Source organism: Bradyrhizobium sp. McL0615, from assembly GCF_049993905.1.
In the GTDB taxonomy this organism is placed as follows: Bacteria; Pseudomonadota; Alphaproteobacteria; order Rhizobiales; family Xanthobacteraceae; genus Bradyrhizobium.
Window position 1 is genome coordinate 2496181 of the sequence record NZ_CP188254.1, and the last position, 17514, is coordinate 2513694.

Annotated in this window: 19 protein-coding genes and 1 tRNA gene; 6 read left to right on the plus strand and 14 right to left on the minus strand. The window is 61.9% G+C overall.

Annotated elements, in window-relative coordinates; translation table 11 throughout:
• Window positions 1-91: 91 nt before the first annotated feature.
• The 4 genes from ACPPVP_RS11995 to ACPPVP_RS12010 are packed head-to-tail and all read right to left on the minus strand — an operon-like array spanning window position 92 to window position 3614.
• Window positions 92-673, minus strand: a complete 582-nt coding sequence (locus tag ACPPVP_RS11995; protein WP_426534366.1) for a GDP-mannose pyrophosphatase — start codon at window positions 671-673, stop codon at window positions 92-94.
• A 16-nt stretch (window positions 674-689) separates the two neighbouring features.
• Window positions 690-1151, minus strand: a complete 462-nt coding sequence (locus tag ACPPVP_RS12000; protein ID WP_426534368.1) for a GNAT family acetyltransferase — start codon at window positions 1149-1151, stop codon at window positions 690-692.
• Window positions 1148-2587, minus strand: coding sequence for an FAD-binding oxidoreductase (locus ACPPVP_RS12005; RefSeq protein WP_426534370.1), 1440 nt, complete (start codon window positions 2585-2587; stop codon window positions 1148-1150). Before ACPPVP_RS12005 ends, ACPPVP_RS12000 begins: the two co-directional genes overlap by 4 nt.
• A gap of 34 nt (window positions 2588-2621) precedes the next feature.
• A complete protein-coding gene (locus ACPPVP_RS12010; protein ID WP_426534372.1) occupies window positions 2622-3614 on the minus strand; it encodes an L-threonylcarbamoyladenylate synthase in 993 nt (330 codons plus the stop codon).
• A gap of 69 nt (window positions 3615-3683) precedes the next feature.
• Between ACPPVP_RS12010 and ACPPVP_RS12015 the strand changes: the two genes are divergently transcribed.
• Window positions 3684-3760, plus strand: a tRNA-Pro gene (locus ACPPVP_RS12015).
• Window positions 3761-3935: 175 nt separating this feature from the next.
• On the opposite strand, the gene ACPPVP_RS12020 is transcribed toward ACPPVP_RS12015, so the two are convergent.
• Both ACPPVP_RS12020 and ACPPVP_RS12025 read right to left on the minus strand, forming a co-directional pair.
• Window positions 3936-4634, minus strand: coding sequence for a Crp/Fnr family transcriptional regulator (locus tag ACPPVP_RS12020; protein ID WP_426534374.1), 699 nt, complete (start codon window positions 4632-4634; stop codon window positions 3936-3938).
• A 1052-nt stretch (window positions 4635-5686) separates the two neighbouring features.
• Window positions 5687-5875, minus strand: coding sequence for a DUF2934 domain-containing protein (locus ACPPVP_RS12025; RefSeq protein ID WP_426534376.1), 189 nt, complete (start codon window positions 5873-5875; stop codon window positions 5687-5689).
• 195 nt (window positions 5876-6070) lie between these two features.
• Here ACPPVP_RS12025 and ACPPVP_RS12030 point away from each other — a divergent pair, with 195 nt between their 5' ends.
• A complete protein-coding gene (locus ACPPVP_RS12030) occupies window positions 6071-6751 on the plus strand; it encodes an ankyrin repeat domain-containing protein (protein WP_426534378.1) in 681 nt (226 codons plus the stop codon).
• 44 nt (window positions 6752-6795) lie between these two features.
• Here the strand turns inward: ACPPVP_RS12030 and ACPPVP_RS12035 are convergent, their stop codons facing one another.
• Window positions 6796-6963, minus strand: coding sequence for a hypothetical protein (locus ACPPVP_RS12035; protein ID WP_426534380.1), 168 nt, complete (start codon window positions 6961-6963; stop codon window positions 6796-6798).
• Window positions 6964-7242: 279 nt separating this feature from the next.
• Window positions 7243-8331 carry a mandelate racemase/muconate lactonizing enzyme family protein gene (locus ACPPVP_RS12040; protein WP_426534382.1) on the minus strand — a complete coding sequence of 363 codons (1089 nt, stop codon included), beginning with the start codon at window positions 8329-8331 and terminating at the stop codon, window positions 7243-7245.
• Between the two features lie 378 nt (window positions 8332-8709).
• Between ACPPVP_RS12040 and ACPPVP_RS12045 the strand changes: the two genes are divergently transcribed.
• The gene (locus tag ACPPVP_RS12045) at window positions 8710-8943 is read left to right on the plus strand and encodes a DUF6894 family protein (RefSeq protein ID WP_426537808.1); all 234 of its coding nucleotides are present in this window, start codon (window positions 8710-8712) and stop codon (window positions 8941-8943) included.
• Window positions 8943-9188, plus strand: a complete 246-nt coding sequence (locus ACPPVP_RS12050) for a DUF6894 family protein (RefSeq protein ID WP_426534384.1) — start codon at window positions 8943-8945, stop codon at window positions 9186-9188. Before ACPPVP_RS12045 ends, ACPPVP_RS12050 begins: the two co-directional genes overlap by 1 nt.
• Before the next feature lie 37 nt (window positions 9189-9225).
• Here the strand turns inward: ACPPVP_RS12050 and ACPPVP_RS12055 are convergent, their stop codons facing one another.
• A complete protein-coding gene (locus ACPPVP_RS12055; RefSeq protein ID WP_426534386.1) occupies window positions 9226-9966 on the minus strand; it encodes a DUF3750 domain-containing protein in 741 nt (246 codons plus the stop codon).
• A gap of 275 nt (window positions 9967-10241) precedes the next feature.
• Between ACPPVP_RS12055 and ACPPVP_RS12060 the strand changes: the two genes are divergently transcribed.
• Window positions 10242-11441, plus strand: a complete 1200-nt coding sequence (locus ACPPVP_RS12060; RefSeq protein WP_426534388.1) for an adenylate/guanylate cyclase domain-containing protein — start codon at window positions 10242-10244, stop codon at window positions 11439-11441.
• Between the two features lie 207 nt (window positions 11442-11648).
• Here the strand turns inward: ACPPVP_RS12060 and ACPPVP_RS12065 are convergent, their stop codons facing one another.
• Window positions 11649-11960, minus strand: a complete 312-nt coding sequence (locus tag ACPPVP_RS12065; protein WP_426534390.1) for a hypothetical protein — start codon at window positions 11958-11960, stop codon at window positions 11649-11651.
• 230 nt (window positions 11961-12190) lie between these two features.
• Here ACPPVP_RS12065 and ACPPVP_RS12070 point away from each other — a divergent pair, with 230 nt between their 5' ends.
• A complete protein-coding gene (locus ACPPVP_RS12070; RefSeq protein ID WP_426534392.1) occupies window positions 12191-12391 on the plus strand; it encodes a hypothetical protein in 201 nt (66 codons plus the stop codon).
• 1319 nt (window positions 12392-13710) lie between these two features.
• Here ACPPVP_RS12070 and ACPPVP_RS12075 read toward each other — a convergent pair.
• The 4 genes from ACPPVP_RS12075 to ACPPVP_RS12090 are packed head-to-tail and all read right to left on the minus strand — an operon-like array spanning window position 13711 to window position 17513.
• A complete protein-coding gene (locus ACPPVP_RS12075; RefSeq protein ID WP_426534394.1) occupies window positions 13711-14679 on the minus strand; it encodes an ABC transporter ATP-binding protein in 969 nt (322 codons plus the stop codon).
• Entirely contained in the window at window positions 14676-15668 is a 993-nt protein-coding gene (locus tag ACPPVP_RS12080; protein WP_426534396.1) for an ABC transporter ATP-binding protein, read from the minus strand. Before ACPPVP_RS12080 ends, ACPPVP_RS12075 begins: the two co-directional genes overlap by 4 nt.
• Window positions 15668-16588: an ABC transporter permease gene (locus tag ACPPVP_RS12085; protein WP_426534398.1), complete on the minus strand. Its 921-nt coding sequence runs from the start codon at window positions 16586-16588 to the stop codon at window positions 15668-15670. The genes ACPPVP_RS12080 and ACPPVP_RS12085 overlap by 1 nt, the downstream gene beginning before the upstream one ends.
• On the minus strand, window positions 16554-17513 hold the full coding sequence (locus ACPPVP_RS12090; RefSeq protein ID WP_426534400.1) for an ABC transporter permease: 960 nt from the start codon (window positions 17511-17513) through the stop codon (window positions 16554-16556). Before ACPPVP_RS12090 ends, ACPPVP_RS12085 begins: the two co-directional genes overlap by 35 nt.
• Between the last annotated feature and the right edge of the window lies 1 nt (window position 17514).

Sequence of the window (17514 nt, forward strand, 5' to 3'; positions counted from 1 at the left end):
CTCGAAGGATGAATGGCACCAGCCGGGCCACATGGTTCGAGACGGCGCTACGCGCCTCCTCACCATGAGGGGTTCAATAGTTGCCCCGGCCTCACTTAAATACGTGCAGCGCGGCGTATTGCAGCAGCATGATGGTCTTGGCATCGACGATGCGGCCGTCCGGTATCATCGCAAGCGCAGCATCGATCGGCAGCTCCAGCACCTCGATGTCCTCGCCTTCCTCTGCGAGGCCGCCGCCGCTGCTGACGCGCATCGCAGCTTCATATTCGGCGACGAAGAAGTGCAGCTTCTCGGTGACGGAGCCCGGGCTCATGAAGGCCTCGAACACCTTGCGCACGTCGTGCAATCGATAACCGATTTCCTCTTCCGCCTCCGCGCGAATCCGCTTTTCGGGCGTCTCGTCGTCGAGCATGCCGGCGGCGGCCTCGATCAGGAGATCGTCATGGCCGGCGAGATAGGCCGGCAGACGGAACTGCCGCGTCAGCACCACCGTGCAGCTTGCGAGATTGTACGGCAGCAGCGTCGCGGCATGACCGCGGTCGAAAACTTCGCGCTTCTGCGTCTGCCATTCGCCGTTGCCGCGGCGGTAGTCGAGCTCGACTTCGTTCAACCGATAATGCCGGTCGGAGAGCACATGGACGTTCTTGACGCGGACACGATCGGAGATGGTCATCGAATTCCTTTTGCCGTCACGGCGTCGGCTCGCGGCCGTCGAGCCATTTGGCGAAAACAATCGTCTGCGCTTCGGCGTAGCCGATCGATTGGTAGAATGCTCCCGCCTTCGCGTTGTCGCGCCGGACCATCAATTGCAGTTTGGCAATGCCGGTCGCACGCAGCCAATCCTCGGCCGCGTTCATGATGGCGCGGCCATAGCCTTTGGCGCGGCGATCCGGATCGGTGGCGACGTAATAGACCCAGCCGCGATGGCCGTCATGGCCGACCATCGCGGTCGCGACGATCGCGTCACGGTCACGGCCGATCAGCACGGTCGAGTGCGGCCCGCGCCGGGCGAACGCGATGTCGGCGGCAGGATCGTTCCACGGCCGCGTCAGGCCGCAGGCCTGCCACAGCGCGATCACCGCGGCCACATCCGCATCTGCGATATCGGCGATGGCGAGTGTCGGAATTGTCTTCGCAGCTGAAACGCTCACAGCACCTTCCCCGGATTCATGATGCCGAGCGGATCGAGCATCGCCTTGATGCTGCGCATCAGTTCGATCGCGACCTTGTCCTTGACGTCGGGCAGTTCGTCGCGCTTGAGCACGCCGATGCCGTGCTCGGCCGAAATCGATCCGCCCATCCGCAGCACGATCGCAAACACCACCTCGCTGACCTCGTGCCAGCGCGACATGAAGTCGGCGGTGTTGCCGCCGATCGGCTGGCTGACATTGTAGTGGATGTTGCCGTCGCCGAGATGGCCGAACGGCACCGGCCGCGAGCCCGGAATGAGTTTTACCACCGCCGCATTGGCTTCCTCGATGAAGGCGGGCACGGCTGCAACCGGCACCGAGATATCGTGCTTGATCGAGCCGCCTTCCGGCTTCTGCGCCGCCGACATCTCATCGCGGAGTTTCCAGAACCCGGCGCGCTGGGAAAGACTCGCCGCGATCACGGCGTCGTCCACGATGCCTTCTTCCATGCCCTTGGCGAGGATGGATTCCAGCGCATCACGGGCGTCGTCGCGCGACGACGACAATTCCATCAGCACGTACCAGGGATGTTTTGTCGTGAGGGGATCGCGAATATCGATGCCGTGACGCAGGCTGAAATCGACCGCGATGTCGGCCAGCAGTTCGAAGCTGGTGAGGCTGCCGGCCGCCTCGTTTTGCGAGATCGACAACAGTTTTAGCGCCTCTGCCGGCGACTTGAGGCCGACATAGGCGGTCTCCACCGCGCGCGGTTTTGGAAACAGTTTTAGCGTCGCGGCGGTGATGATGCCGAGCGTGCCCTCGGCGCCGATGAAGAGGTTGCGCAAATTGTAGCCGGTATTGTCCTTCTTCAGTTTTGACAATCCGTTCAGGATCCGGCCATCCGCGAGCACAACCTCGAGCCCGAGCGCCATTTCGCGCGCCACGCCATACGCCAGCGCCGCCGTGCCGCCCGCATTGGTGGAGAGATTGCCGCCGATGGTGCAGCTTCCTTCCGCGCCGAGCGACAGCGGGAACAGACGATCGACTTCAGCCGCGCGGGCTTGCGCAATCTGCAGCACCACGCCGGCCTCGCAGGTCATGGTGTTGGAGGCGGGATCGATCTCGCGGATCTTGTCGAGCCGTCGCAGCGACACGACGACCTCGCCATGATGCGGGGTCTGTCCGCCGACCAGGCCGGTATTGCCGCCCTGCGGCACCAGCGCGATTTTGTGCGCGCTGGCGAGCTTGCAGATCGCGGACACTTCCGCCGTCGAGCCGGGCCGCAACACCAGAGGCGAGCGGCCGTGAAACAGGTCGCGCTCCTCGGTGACGTAGGGCGCAATATCGGCGGCGTCGGTCACCGCATATTTGTCGCCGACGATGGCGCGAAACTTTGCGATCAGCTCGGGTGGGAGCGGGGGCAAGGAGGCTGGTTTGGCGCCCTGAACGATATTCATTGTCGTCTTCTCTTTTTCTTTCATTCCCGCCTGATCATTCCCGTCCAGCCGCTGCGCGGCGCAACCGGTCGTTGATCGCTTCGCCCAGCCCGTCGTTCGGAATAGGCATGACCGCGATGGTGCCCACATCCTTGCTGTCGAGCGCGCGAAGGTGGCCGAACAGGTTGGCCGCTGCCTCGTCGAGATCGCCGCGCTCCGACAGATTCATCACGATGGAGCCGGCGTCAATTCCCGAAATTGCTCCGAGGCCAAAGGCGAGCAATGCCTCGCCGGGCTCCAGCCGTTGTGCGTTGAGGCGCACTTTCGCGCGCGGCGCGTAATGGGACGCCAGCATGCCCGGCGCCAGCGGTTGTCCGCTGTCGCTCTCGGCGTCCGTGGGGGCTTGCGTCAGCGCGCGGCCCAGCACGCGTTCGATCTCGGCGCGCGGCACGCCGCCGGGGCGCAACAGCATCGGCTCATCGAAGCAGCCGACGATGGTGGATTCGACGCCGACGGCGACTGGCCCGCCATCGACGATCAGGTCGATCCGGCCCGTGAGGTCGCTCTGCACATGGGCGGCCGTGGTCGGGGAGACGTGACCCGAGATGTTCGCCGATGGCGCCACTACCGGGCCGCCGAAGGCTCGCAGGATATCGCGCGCCACCGGGTGGGCCGGGAGCCGGATCGCGATCGTTTCCAACCCGGCGGTGGCAAGGTCGGCCACCGCGCAGCTCGGCGTTTTCGGCAGCACCAGCGTCAGCGGGCCCGGCCAGAATGCCTCGGCCAGCGCGGTTGCAGCGGCGTCAAAGCGCGCGATCTGCCGCGCAGCGGCGATATCGCCGACATGCGCAATCAGCGGATTGAAGGCCGGCCGGCCCTTGGCCTGGTAGATGCGGGCGACCGCGGCCGGATTGGCGGCATCGGCGCCGAGGCCGTAGACGGTCTCTGTCGGGAACGCGACCAGCCCGCCCTCGGCCAGGACACGCGCCGCAGCCGCCACCGCGGCCTCGCCGGCGGGCAAAATCTGGGTTTTCAGGCGAACTTCCACTGTGATTAATTTCCTTAATCCGGCTGCTTGCGGTCGCCGACACCCAAGGCTATAAGCCGCGTTCCAAGTCGGAGTGTGGCTCAGCCCGGTAGAGCACTGCGTTCGGGACGCAGGGGTCGCAGGTTCGAATCCTGCCACTCCGACCATTGGCTTTGCCATTCATTTTTCAGGACTTTTTCTGATTGCTGGCGGTTCCCGAGTCAACCGCCGATTCCCTTACCTAAGCCCAACACAGGTCTGCGTTCCCGCGACGCATGGCGTCCGAGGCTTGCTCGCGTCACCCTCGATCACCATGCCCTAAGACGGGTGCAAAGGAGTTTTCTACGGGGGTGGTTCGTTATCTCGTTGGATCTGCGGTTTCTCATATAAGACCGCGTTCAACAAAGATCGGTGCACCTCGATTTTTCCGTTGTAGCTAATCAGTCCGAGCTTACGAAATTTGTTCAGGAAGAAGCTCACCCGGGACCGGGTCGTTCCGATCATTTCCGCCAAGGTCCCTTGATTGATCGAAGCGTCGATGGGTATCGGCGCTCCATCTTTTCCGAAATTGGCCAGCAGCAGGAGCAGGCGCGCGAGCCGCTTCTCGCTGGAATTGAACAACTGGTCGATCAAATCTTCTTCAACGCGATTGCCGCGGGTTACCAGGTAAGTCACGAAAAGTTCTGCGAATCTGGGTTCCTTGCGGAGCGCCGCCAGCATCACGAGCCGGCCTATGGAGGTGATAACGCATTCATCCATGGCCCTCGCGGTTCCAACGCGAACCGACTGCCCGTGCAGGCATCCCTCGCCAAAAAACTGCCCAGCTTCCAAAAGGCCGACGACTGCTTCTTTGCCTTGCTCGGAAACTACGGTCACCTTGACCTTGCCCGACTGGATATAAAGAATCTGATCGGCCTCTTCGCCTTGCGCGTAGATGATCCGGTTTTTGCGGTACTTCTGTATCGTTTTTCCGGTCCCGACTTTGGCCAGAAAGGCTGCGGGATCGAACTGTCGCTTTGTAGACTTCACTAGCCCCTCCATTGGACTCGCGAATCCCAAATATTAAAAATTGCGTGTGGTGGTCAATATTGACCAGCGGGCCGGGTTTTGGGGCGAGAGGATACCCTGTCTGGGTTCGGTGCCCGGCAATCTGTCACGCGCCCGCCTGGTCCAAACGGGGTGCCTCACATGCAAAGCGCTCACACACTGCCAACCGGTCCGCCGCTTAGCTCACTAGAACGTCCACGCTGTCCGCGCTGCCAGATCCGAACGCACCTGGCCGGCACTGCGCGTGGCCCAGCGGGCTACGAGCTCCGCACTTTCGAGTGCATCAATTGCCATCGTGCCCAACGAACCTTGGTGGTCAACGACCCGATGAGCGGCGACGTAAGTGGGTGGCTCAAAGGTCAGCTTAAATCGCCGAACTAGAATTTGGCAATCACCCTGAGATTAAAAATGGCCTCCGACATAGCCCTCTCACCGCCCCGGGTCCTGTCGACCTCACGATGTGACCGTTGCTCGGGCGTTACCAGGGTGCAACGCATCACGCCTTCGCGACCTGGGTACGAGCATTGGACGCTGCGCTGCGCGAGATGCGGCCACGTTCACGAAAGGCAGGTCGTATCCAGCCCGTCGCAAGCTGAACCCCTCGATTGGTTCGAGAGTGAATTGGTGTCACCGAAATGAGATCCGACAAGCGGAGCAGGAAGAGGGGTACATTCTTGACAGCCGACCAGCTGGAAGAGCAAGCCAATGGGGCAGCCAGTCTTGCAGAGCAATTGCCTGACGGAGAGGCGAGACAGAACGCGCTGCGTAGCGCAGCTCAGTTAAGGGTATACGCTATCATGAAGCGCGCACCCACACCGCAAGCCGCCAAATCGAAATAGTCGATGGTGGGAGGGACGCGCAACGTCGGATTATAGAGCCTTTCTTGTCGGCCCTGATGGTCATATTTTCTCGGCAATCTCTGTGAATGAGCCCCACGACGAAGCGGCAATCGCGGCTGCCAAGCAGTTGGTCAATGGATCTGACATGGAGCTTTGGGAGGGCGCCCGCAAAATCGCTGAGTTCAAGCGAGTGGAAAAACCTGCGCCCTAAACTTCGTTGGTGTCGGCAGGAGGATAGCCCGTCGAAGTCCGATCCTGGTTTTCTTTTTCCAACGCCTCTTGCAACTGCTTCTTGGCCTGGTGGTAGAATTCCTGGTCTTTATCTGGAGGCTCACCGGCTCGCTGCCAGAGTTCGTAAGCCCGCCGCACAACATCCATCTCTTTGGGTGAGGCCATGGCGTCTCGCTAATCTTCCTGCGGCCGGATAACGCCTTTCAGCGGGACCGAGTTCCGGCGTTGTGCTTTGGACATCCCTCGGGATAATTCACACTGTGGATCTGTTCAACGCAGTCGCAGGTTCGAATCGCACTCCGACCATTATATCAACTACTTATGCCAAGGTTCCTGATGGCCAGTGTCTGGAGTTTCTCGATGCATTTATTCGCCATCCTTCTCGCCGCGCTCCTGGCTGTCCCGCCGGCGTTGGCGCAGGTCGCTCCGACCGAGGCCGAATTGCGGGCCTATCGCGGCCTGCATGCCGCCGCCGCCCGTGGCGACGTCGCCGATATCGAAGCGCGGATCGCGGCTGGCGAAAACAAGGAAGCGCTCGACGTGCGTCGTCGCACGCCGCTGCATGTCGCGGTCTATCTGAAGCAGCACGATGCCGCCCGCGCCCTGATTCGGCTCGGCTCCGATCCGAACAAACTGGACATCGACCGCTATGACATCATCACCATTGCAGCGGTCGCCAACGACGTCCCGATGCTCAAGGTCGCGCTTGAAGGCGGCGGCAACCCGAAGGCTGTCACCAGCCGTTATAACGGCACGGCCCTGATTGCGGCCGCTCATCTCGGTCACGTTGAAATCGTGCGGACACTGATCGCTGCCGGCGCGCCGCTCGATCAGGTCAACAATCTGCAATGGACCGCGCTGATCGAAGCGATCGTGCTCGGCGATGGCGGCAACAGCCACACCGAGACCTTGCGCGCGCTGGTCGACGCCGGCGCCAACGTCAATATTCCCGACGGCAGCGGGGCGACGCCGCTCAAGCTCGCGCGAAGCCGCGGTTATCACGACATGGTTGCGATCCTGGAAAAATCCGGCGCGAAGTGACGCATCGCCGCGAAAGCTCTGCGGCTTTCATCTGGTTCGCAAAGCTACTTCCCCGAGCACTCCGCTTCTTCAATCTCCACTTCTTCTGCAATCTGAACGTCGAACCAACCCAGCTCAGTCAATTCGCGAGCTTTCTTTTCGGCGGCCTCGCGACTTTGCCGCTTCAAAACGATGCGGCTCGTACCGTCACGGGCAAAAATGGAATAGGTCATTTCAATTCCTATTCTTCTCATGAAAAGCGAGAGAAGAGGTCGCAGGCATTTTCGCACTGCGACCTCTGAGGCTCAAAATAAGTCGGTAATAAAAACGTCCGATCCGCCGCGCTATAAAAGTATACTGCGCTACGCGGCGTCCATACTGGAGTCATAATTGCTGTTCCAGTGCAGGAACAGTGGCGGTGTTGCGGCGAGGCGACACGATTGCATTGGAAGCGATCCAGGCTTGTCGTCCATGCGCTGTCTGACCTGCTGCGCCTTACGCCAGATTGCCGATTATTGCGCCAGCTGCGCCAATCCCTTCCAGTCGAAGCTGATGCCGTGGCCGGGCCGCATCGGCGCCAATGCCATGCCTTGCTCGAGGACGAGCGGGTGTTCGATATACCGATCGAGTCCGAAGCCATGCGCTTCGAGATAGGAGCGATTTGGACAGGCCGCGAGAAGGTGGACCGTGACGTCGTGTGCGCCGTGGCTGGTGACTGGAAGATTGAACGCTTCTGCGAGCCGCGCGATCTTCATGAAGGCGGTGACGCCGCCGCAGTTGGTGACGTCGGGCTCGGGATAGGACACCGCGCCGGCCGCGATATAGTTCTTGAACTCCCAGAGCGAGCGCAGGTTTTCGCCGGCCGCGATCGGCACGCCGCCGGCAGCCATGATGCGGGCATGGCCGGCAATGTCGTCGGGAATGATCGGCTCTTCGAGCCAGGTAAGGTCGCAGGGTTGCAGGGCGCATGCCGCGCGAATGGCTTCCTCGACCGTCCATTTCATGTTGGCATCCGCCATCAGGGGAAAACCGCTGCCGAGATGTTGGCGCATCGCCTGCACGCGCGCGACGTCGGATGCGAGATCCGCCCGCCCCACCTTCATCTTGATGGCGCGAAAGCCCTTGGCGAGATTGTCGTCGGTTTGCTTGAGAAGGGCGTCGACGGAAAGATCGAGATCGATGCCGCCGGCATAACAGGGCACACGGGCGTCGAAGCCGCCGAGCAGACGAAACAGCGGCAGACCAGCGCGGCGCGCCTTCAGGTCCCACAGGGCAATATCGAGCGCCGACAGCGCCAGCACCGGTGGCCCGCCGCGCCCACCATAATGCAGGCCCCACCAGACATGATGCCAGATCGCCTCGGTGTCGTCGGCTTCCCGGCCTTCGATCAGCTCGGGGATCTCGCGCCTGAGAATGTCGGCAATCGCGCCGCCGTTGCGGCCGACGGTGTAGGTGTAGCCGGTGCCTTCAGTCCCATCCGCATCGCGAACGCGGCATGTCACCAGTTCGAAGGCTGCGATTTCGCCATGTGTGCTGTCGGAGAGGGTAACCGTCAGCGGGATCCGATAGAGCCCGCTCTCGACCGTTTTGATCAATGCCATTGATTTCCACCCGAATTTTCTTAGTGCGTGTTCAGTTGGGAACGCCAATAGGCCGGTTTAGCTCCCTTCCTCTTCCGTCCACTTTACCGTGCTCCCGTTTAACGCACCACGCCAGCACCGCGCGCATGCGTTGCGGCCGCGCGGCGTCGCAGACCTAAAGTTTGCGTAATCTCGTTGCAGCCAAGTGCGTCTGAACCATCTAGGTGACAGGCGGGAGCGTTAAATCCTGCCCTTCAACTGACACCCAGCAGCCGTGCTCAGAAAGGCGAGCTGGGTCCTTTTGAAATATCCCGGTCTGAGAGACGAACAACGACGTCCAGCGAGATCCTAGGAACTTCCGCGAATTGCCGGCGTTTGAAGGGCATGCGTTTGAAGGCCATGAAGAGATATTATTTCGACCTGATCGGGGATGTTCGTGCCAGGGATTTCCTTGGGCATGAATGCGCATCCCGGAAGGAGGCGAGAACGCATGCCAGCTTTATCGCTCACCGCATCGGGACGGAACAGCCCCACTTCGTGAAACCCGGAAATCAAGTGGCGGTGCGAGAGGAAGGTGGAGAGGCCTTCTATCAGGCACCTATTTCTCTGACGAGCCGCACGGGTTTTCACTAATGCCTTTCTACTATTTCGACCTTTTGATTGACGGTCAGCCGAACAATCAAGGCGGCATGATTCTCGAGGATCTTGCCGTCGCGTCTGATCGAGCGGATGCGCTGGCGAGCGAGCTTCGTATTCTCAAGCCGGAGCTCCATTCAAGGAATTGCTCTGTTCGGGTCGTGGACGGGAATGACAACGAAATCTACCGCACGCCGCTGGATCCTATCCCGAACTGGTCGGTGCGTTCGCCTCAAAAGTGATATGGCGTCAGCTTCGCCAGGACGGCCGCAGGCGTTTCTAGATCCCGGCCGTCAGTCCCAATCGGCCGATGCCCGGAAGTTTTAGCGCGGGGCGGCGAACGTCCAGTCCCAGCACCGCGCCCAGGAGATTGATTTCCAGACCTTCGACCCATCCGATGGTGAGACCCAGATAACCTCCGAGGGAAGCGTATGCCCCGGTACCGGAGGGCGTCAGCCCGAACCACTCGCCCCGATAGGGGTAGTCCTTTCCAATGGCGGTCGGCGGCAAGACCGTCTTGAGTTCCGGAACCGCATCCAGCACAGCCTGGACGAAGGTATTGGAGTTCGGTCCCGGCCATGCGTTGTAGTCGCCGTAGCTACGAAACTTGTAGTTCTCGACGACGTGCCGGATTTTGGGAATGAGACGGCTGGCTTCGGGGCCGTCGACGGCGGCAATGGTTTCGGGCGCGGCGCCAAACCAGCGTGCATCGGCGGCGAATCCGTTGGTGCGAATAGGCTCGCCCCAGGCGGTATAGTCATAGCGTGTGTACGTCGAAGCATTCGCCTCCTTGACGACGATCCAGGTGTGGATGGCGAATATCGCCTTCCATCGCACCGTGCGCGCTCCGTAAACCCGGATGATTGCCTCAGTGTGCTGCGACGGCAGCGGTAACAGGCCTGCGCTGGAGCGGTCTGCCGTCTGCCAATTTCCCCGGGATTCGCCAAGCCAGTAGCGCCCGGCCGACACGCCGACCGGGAAAAACACCAACAACAGAAAGATGGCAGCTGATTTGACCAAGGGGAACGCAAGGGGATGAAGTGGAGAGGGCCACCCTGATATAGTTCGCGCCGTCGCTGACGCCATAGCCACCCGTTGACGAGGAGAACGGCGCCACAGCGCTCGGTGATCGAGCGTCGGGTCGGACGGCAGCCATAGCGCACCGAAACGTGATCGAAACCCGCGCCGCAACCCGATGCGCGCAAGCAGATTGCGATGGGCTCCATTGACGCCGCCGCGCGGGGATACGACATATCCCTGTACCGTCGATCCAGGTCACGGTTCAGGAGCAAGCCATGGACGCGCCGCTAAACGTCGATCCCGTCGCCACGCATGATGACAATGAAATCGTACACTGGCTGACCAACGGCACGCGCGATGAGCGCTTCATCGACAATATTTTCGCCGAGCTGTGCATCCGGCTCCAGCAGGCGGGCATTCCCGTCAAACGGGCGTCGCTTCATCTTTTGATCCACCATCCGCAATGGCTCGGCGCCCGGATCATGTGGGCCGACGGGATGCGCGAGGCCGAGATCGCGAGGGTAGACTACGACGTCAGGGAGCGGTCCGAATACATCGGTAGTCCCGCCAATGAAATCCATGACGGCGCCACCGAGGTGCGCGAGAATCTCGAACGCGATGCTTCGCTGGGCCGCAAGCACGCCGTCTACGACGAGATGCGGGCGAAAGGCCTGACCGACTATGTGGCTTGGCCGGTGTACCATACGCTCGGCAAGCGGCATCTCGTGACCTTTGCCACCGACCGGCCAGGTGGCTTCGACGACGCGCATATCGCCGGGCTGTTGAAACTGTTGCCGACTCTCGCACTGGTCAGCGAAATCCGCATGAAGAACCGGCTGGCGCGAACGCTGCTCGAAACCTATGTCGGGTCGCACGCTGGCGAGCTGATTCTGGCCGGCGCCACGAGGCGTGGAAGCGGGACGACGGTACGCGCCGCCATCATGATCTGCGATCTCCGTGACTTCACCAAGATCTCCGACAACTGGCCGCGCGATGACGTCATCGATCTCCTGAATGGCTATTTCGACGCGATGTCGGAGCCGATCGCGCGACATGGCGGGGAAATACTGAAATTCATCGGCGACGGCCTGCTCGCGATTTTTCCGCTCAGCGAACCCAAGGCCTGCGCCAATCTGCTGCATGCCGTGTCCGAAGCCCGTCAGGCCATGACTGCTCTGAACGAAAGCAACAGCGAAACCGGCCGTGCGCCGCTGAATTACGGCATCGGCGTCCACGTCGGGGACGTCATGTACGGCAATATCGGATCACGCGCCCGGCTCGACTTCACCGTCATCGGTCCTGCGGTCAACATGGCTTCGCGTCTCGAAACGCTCACCAAACAATTGGGCAGGCCGGTGCTGCTGTCCCGCGCGTTCGCCGACTCCGTCGAAAGCGATTTCAATCTCGAACGCGTCGGCGAATATCCGGTCCGCGGCTTCAACGATCCGATCGAGATCTTTGCGTATAACGATTAAAGGTCGGGCTATTTCTACAGCGTCATAGCACTCAGACCCTCATCCCGAGGAGCCCGCGAAGCGGGCGTCTCGAAGGATGTAGGCCACAGCTACCGCCTCATGGTTCGCCCGGCGATGCGAAGCATCGTCCGGCGACGCGCGGAGCCTGTCATCGGGCCGCGCTACGCGCGGACCCGTTGGCGCTCTTCACCATGAGGGACTTCGATCTCACGTGCCCTGCTCGGGAAGATCGCCGAGGAGATTTGACAGCTTGACCGCAAGCTTGCGGAGCCGGGCATTCTCTTCGAGCAGCACCGGAATGTTGTCGGCTGCCTGCGGCGCTTCGTCGCCCCGAAGTCCGTCGACTTCGTCGAGCAGGGGCGACAGGGCGGTGAGAAGTTCGTCGTCTTGAGGCGGCGCTTCAATGGCCTGGTGCACGCCATCGTCTTCACGCAGCGGCACGACATTGTCGGTATGTGCGACAATTCGAAAGGTCTCGCGGCGGGCCTGGCTGTCGTGCGGCGGATATTCGATACTCATGACACATTCCTGTTCACAAGGAAGCCCGGGTCGTCGGTTCCACGATGAGCTTTCCATTGAGTCGGCGGCAAATTTGCGTCGGAAAGGCAACAACGATGAGGCTCGGCAGATCGGCCACACGTCCTTTGATTCACACGGCAGATCGAATTAGGCCAAATTTTTGACGTATCGCGAACCATTCTGACGTCCGCGCGGCTGGGGAGCGAGCCATCTTATTTGAGGACGTATCGATGACCGATTTCCTGACCAATGCGGATCACTGGCGCCGGCGCGCGGAATTGACACGGGCGCTGGCTGCGAATGCTGTCAAGGACCAAGGCCGCCTGCTCAAGGTGGCGGAGGAATATGATCGCCTGGCGGCGCTGGCCGAACGGCGGCGAAGCGCTCCGGTCCCGGCCGGTCCCTACGCGCAGGCAAACCAGTCCGAGTAAATCCTCTACAATCGAAAAAAAACGCCGGGAGAAGCGGGCATTTTCGCTTCGCTCGGCGCGTGGCCACGGCCGGGGAGGCGCAGGAATGCGCCGCCAACCCCAGATGTGTGGCCCGTAAAACACAACCGCCGGGCAACGTTCAAAGCATTGTGATCATGCGATTGCAGGGGAATCAACGAATCGCCTAGACCGTTGATGGGGCTGGGAAGCGGAGAGTGTGTATGAGAGTCGCTTCCTTAGAAAGTGTACTGACGGCGGCCACGCTGGTACTGGCCATCGTCATCGTGCTGTGGGGAATCAAGATTTTCCACGGTGTATGAGCAGGGCGAGCTGGCGTCGGACTAGAAACCTCCGGTCAAGAAGAGGTTTGCGACAAAGGCGTCACTTCCGCGGCGGCGGAGGCCTTTTCATTTTGAGTTGCCGACGCATCGTTCGCCGGAGGCTTGTCCCTTCCGACGCGTACCGAGTTTGGTTTACGGCCTGTCGCAAATTAGGCACAGGCCGCGAAAGGCATTGGTTTAAAGTCCGGCATGCATTTTGGTTATTATCTGATGATCGCAGCGCTCGTTCTCATGGGGCTGGAAGTTCTTTACGCGCTTTATCAATTGACCACATTTCTCTAACGCCGTTTCGGGTTCTGCTTGAAGCGGGACCTAGCTCTAGATTGTTGTTTTGACGCGTTTTCCTGACGCGAGCGGGTGTGCAATCCGACGGCACGCTTTGCTCGAAAGCGCCACAAAGCGCACGCGCGGGATGTAGTCCCGGACCGCGGGCGCTTCGAGATTCGCCGCAATCACGCCGCTTTAGCGCCGGGGTCGCTGCCGCGCGATTCCAATTTTAGTCGCAAAATTGCCCGCCGACTCACCTCATTCTCCGCGCGCGACAAGACGACTGGGGGCACGTCTGCATTTTAAAATTGGAGTATCATCATGCGAGTAGACCATCCGCAGCTTAATAGGCGAGACCGACGCGCAGAACCCTCATTTTGGGTTGAGGAACCGACCGACGACGCTCTTTCACTGCTTGAGAATGCCCTTCGCGGGGACGAGCCCGCCCTTCGTCGCGACGAACAGGCCGACGAAGCTCACTCACTGATTGAAGAGAACGCCCGGCTTCGGGAGCTTTTGTCCCAGCTGTCTGACATCATTCGCAAAAACGGCGTTCACCCGAGATAACGCGACGATCCGACCTCGGCCCCGCCCCGGCAAAACGGTTCAACCGCTGCCTTGGGGCGGGGCCGCCGTATTTTTAGATGCTTGAATTTTAAAGCGCCGCCGGCGCAAGCCGCGGCAGATAGCCTGACCGGAATACGCGGCGCATCACGCCAGATGGCAGGCTACGAAATGCCCGTCGCTGCCTTGCTTCAGTTCGGGCGCGCTTTCCCGGCAGCCGGGCTCGGCGATCGGGCAGCGGGTGTGGAAATGACAGCCGCGCGGCGGGTTCATCGGGCTCGGTACGTCCCCCTGCAAACGGATTCGTTTGCGCTTGACCTTCGGGTCCGGCACCGGCACGGCGGAGAGCAGCGCCTGGGTATAGGGATGCTGCGGATGGCGATAGAGATCGCTCGCGTCAGCGAGCTCGACGATCCGCCCGAGATACATCACCGCCACGCGGTCGGAAATATGCTCCACGACGGAGAGATCGTGGGCGACGAACAGATAGGTCAGGTTGAGTTCGGCCTGCAAATCTTCCAACAGGTTGATCACCTGCGCCTGGATCGACACGTCGAGCGCGGAAACCGGCTCGTCGCAGACGATGAACTTCGGCTCGACCGCGAGCGCGCGCGCGATCACGATGCGCTGGCGCTGGCCGCCGGAAAATTCGTGCGGGTAGCGGCGCATGTGCTCGGCCTTCAGCCCGACCTTGACGAGCAGGCTCGCCACGCGTTCATCACGCTCGCTTGCCGAGGAGGTGAGCTCGTGGATGGTGAAGGCTTCGCCAAGGATCGCGCCGACGGTCATGCGCGGATTGAGCGACGCGAACGGGTCCTGGAACACAATCTGCATGTTTCGGCGCATGGCGCGCAGGTCACCGCCGGAAAGACTGCGCATGTCGCGACCGTCAAACACGATCTCGCCTTCGCTGGGTTCGACAAGGCGCAGCACGCAGCGTGCCGTGGTCGACTTGCCGCAACCGGACTCGCCGACCAGCCCGAGTGTCTCGCCGCGATTGACCGCAAACGATACGCCGTCGACCGCGTGAACGCGTCCGACCTCGCGCGACAACAAGCCGCCCTTGATGGCAAAATGCTTCTTCAGGCCGGTGACGCGGAGCAGGGGCTCGCTCATGCGCTCGCTCCTTGCGTCTCTCCGAGGTGACAGGCCATGCGGTGGCCAGGTGCGACGGCGCGCAGAACCGGTTCCTTTTCCGAGCAGAGCGCGAAGGCGAAGCGGCAGCGCGGCGCGAAGCGGCAGCCGGGCGCGGGGTTGATCAGGATCGGCACGGTGCCGCCGATCGCCTCCAGCCGGGTCTTGTGCGCGCTGTCGAGGTCGATGCGCGGGATCGAGCGGATTAACCCTTGCGTGTACGGATGGCGCGGGTTTTCGAACAGGCTGTCGACATCGGCTTCTTCCACCACCTTGCCGGCATACATGACGACGACGCGCTGCGCGGTCTCCGCCACCACGCCCATGGCATGGGTGATCAGCATCACCGCCATGCCGAAGCGGTCCTTCATGTCCTGCAGCAAATCGAGGATTTGCGCCTGGATGGTGACGTCGAGCGCCGTGGTCGGCTCGTCTGCAATGACGAGTTTTGGCTTGCAGGCCAGCGCCATGGCGATCATGACGCGCTGGCGCATGCCGCCCGAGAACTGGTGCGGGTAATCGTGCAGACGGCCGGCGGCATTGGGGATCTGCACCAGCTTGAACATCTCCACCGTGCGGGCGAGCGCGTCCTTGTTGGAGAGGCCCTCGTGGCGGCGAAGCACCTCGGCGACCTGTTCGCCGACAGTGAGCACCGGGTTGAGCGAAGTCATCGGCTCCTGGAAAATGAAACCGATATCCTTGGCCCTGATGTCGTCCAGTTCGTGGCTCGTGAGCGGTACCAGATCGCGGCCCTCGAACAGGATCTGCCCTTCGACGATGCGGCCCGGCGGCATCGCGATCAGCTTCAGGATCGACATGGCGGTGACGGTCTTGCCGCAGCCGGATTCGCCGACCACGCAGAGCGTCTCGCCCTTGTTGATCGCGATGTCGACGCCGTCGACCGCCTGCAGCATGCCGTCGTCGGTGGAGAAGTGCGTCTTCAGGCCCTTGATCTCGAGCAGGGGGGCCATCAGATCACCCGCCTTGCATCGAGCGCGTCGCGCATGCCGTCGCCGATGAAGTTGATGGCGACGACGGCGACGAAGATGGCGCCGCCCGGAAACAGCGCCCAGTGGGCGGCGATGTCGAGAAAGTCCTTGGCGTCGTACAGCAGCCGGCCCCAGGTCGGCACGTCGGGCGGGAAGCCGAGGCCGAGAAAAGACAGGGTCGATTCCGCGATGATGGCGGCGGCGACGTCGATCGTGCCGGCAATGATCACCGGTCCCAGCGCGTTGGGCAGGATGTGGCGCACCACCTGCCGCAGCGGGCTGGCGCCGAGCGCGCGGGCGGCTTCGACAAAATCCTTTTCGCGTAGCGAGAGGAACTGTGCGCGCACCAGGCGGGCGACCGGCATCCAGCGCAGGCCGCCGATCACGAGCACGATCAGGATGAAGATGCCGCCTTCGGGTCCGAACACGGCCTTGAGCCCGTCGCGGAACAGATAGATGAGCAGCAGCAGCAGCGGCAGTTGCGGCAGCGAGAGGAACAGGTCGGTCAGCCACATCAGCGCGTGTCCGAGCGCGCCGCGCGACATGCCGGCGAGCGCGCCGATCACCGTGCCGACGATGACGGCGACCGCCATCGCGGCCAGCCCAACCGCGAGCGAGATCCGTCCGCCGTAGATCATGCGGGCGAGAATATCCTGTCCGAGGTCGTCGGTGCCGAAGGGATGGGCGAGCGAAGGGCCTTCAAGGCGGGCGTTGAAATCGATGTCGTTAATGCTGACGCGCCAGACAAAGGGACCGAACACGACCGCCACGATCAGGACGAGCAGCAGGACCGCGCTGACCACGGCAAGCTTGTGGCGGCGATAGCGCCGCCAGGTCTCGCGCCAGGGCGACCAGGCCGGCCGCCGCTCAGCGGAGGGAGATGCGAGGGTCAAGCCAGCCATAAAGGACATCCGCGATCAGGTTGAAGAGCACGACGAGACAGGCGAAGACGAAAGTCACGGCCATCACGACCGGCGTGTCGTTGGAGAGGATGGATGAGATCAGCAGCGAGCCGATGCCCGGAATCCGAAAAATCTGCTCGGTGACGATGGCGCCGCCGAAAACAGCCGGCATTTGCAGTGCGACCAGGGTGACGACCGGAATCAGGGCGTTGCGCATCGCGTGCTTGACGATCACTCTGGCCTGGCCGAGGCCCTTGGCGCGGGCGGTGGTGACGTAGTCGAGGCGGATCACGTCCAGCATGGCCGAGCGCACGAAGCGGGTCATGGAGGCCGCCTGAAACAGCCCGAGCACCATCACCGGCATGATGGCCTGCCGAACCTGTTCGATCACCCAGCGGAAGCCGGTCGCCTTGATGTCGGTGGTGTAGACGAAAGGCAGCCAGTCCAGCGTGATCGAAAAAAGCAGGATGAATAAGAGGCCAGTGAAGAAGGTCGGCAGCGAAAAGCCGATGAAGGCGAGCGTGTTGGCGATCTGGTCGAAGATCGAGTAGGGCTTGGTCGCGGCATAGACCCCGACCGGTATCGCGATGGCAAGCGCGAGGAGCTGCGCCGAGCCGATCACATAGAGCGTGGCCGGCAGGCGCTGCAGGATCAGCGTGTCGACGTTCATCCGGCTGACGAAGGAAAAGCCCCAGTCGCCCTGCAGCATGGCGGTGATCCAGTGCAGGTAGCGGAGGTAGATCGGATCGTCGAGACCGAACTTGGTCCGAAGCGCCGCCGCTACTTCCGGCGGGACGTTCGGGTTGGTCGCCAATTCGCTGAACGGGTCACCGGGCGCAAGCGCGAGCACGGTGAACAGAACGAGCGAAATCCCGAGCAGGCTCGGAATGGCGATCAGGAGGCGACGCAGGACATACTGACTCATG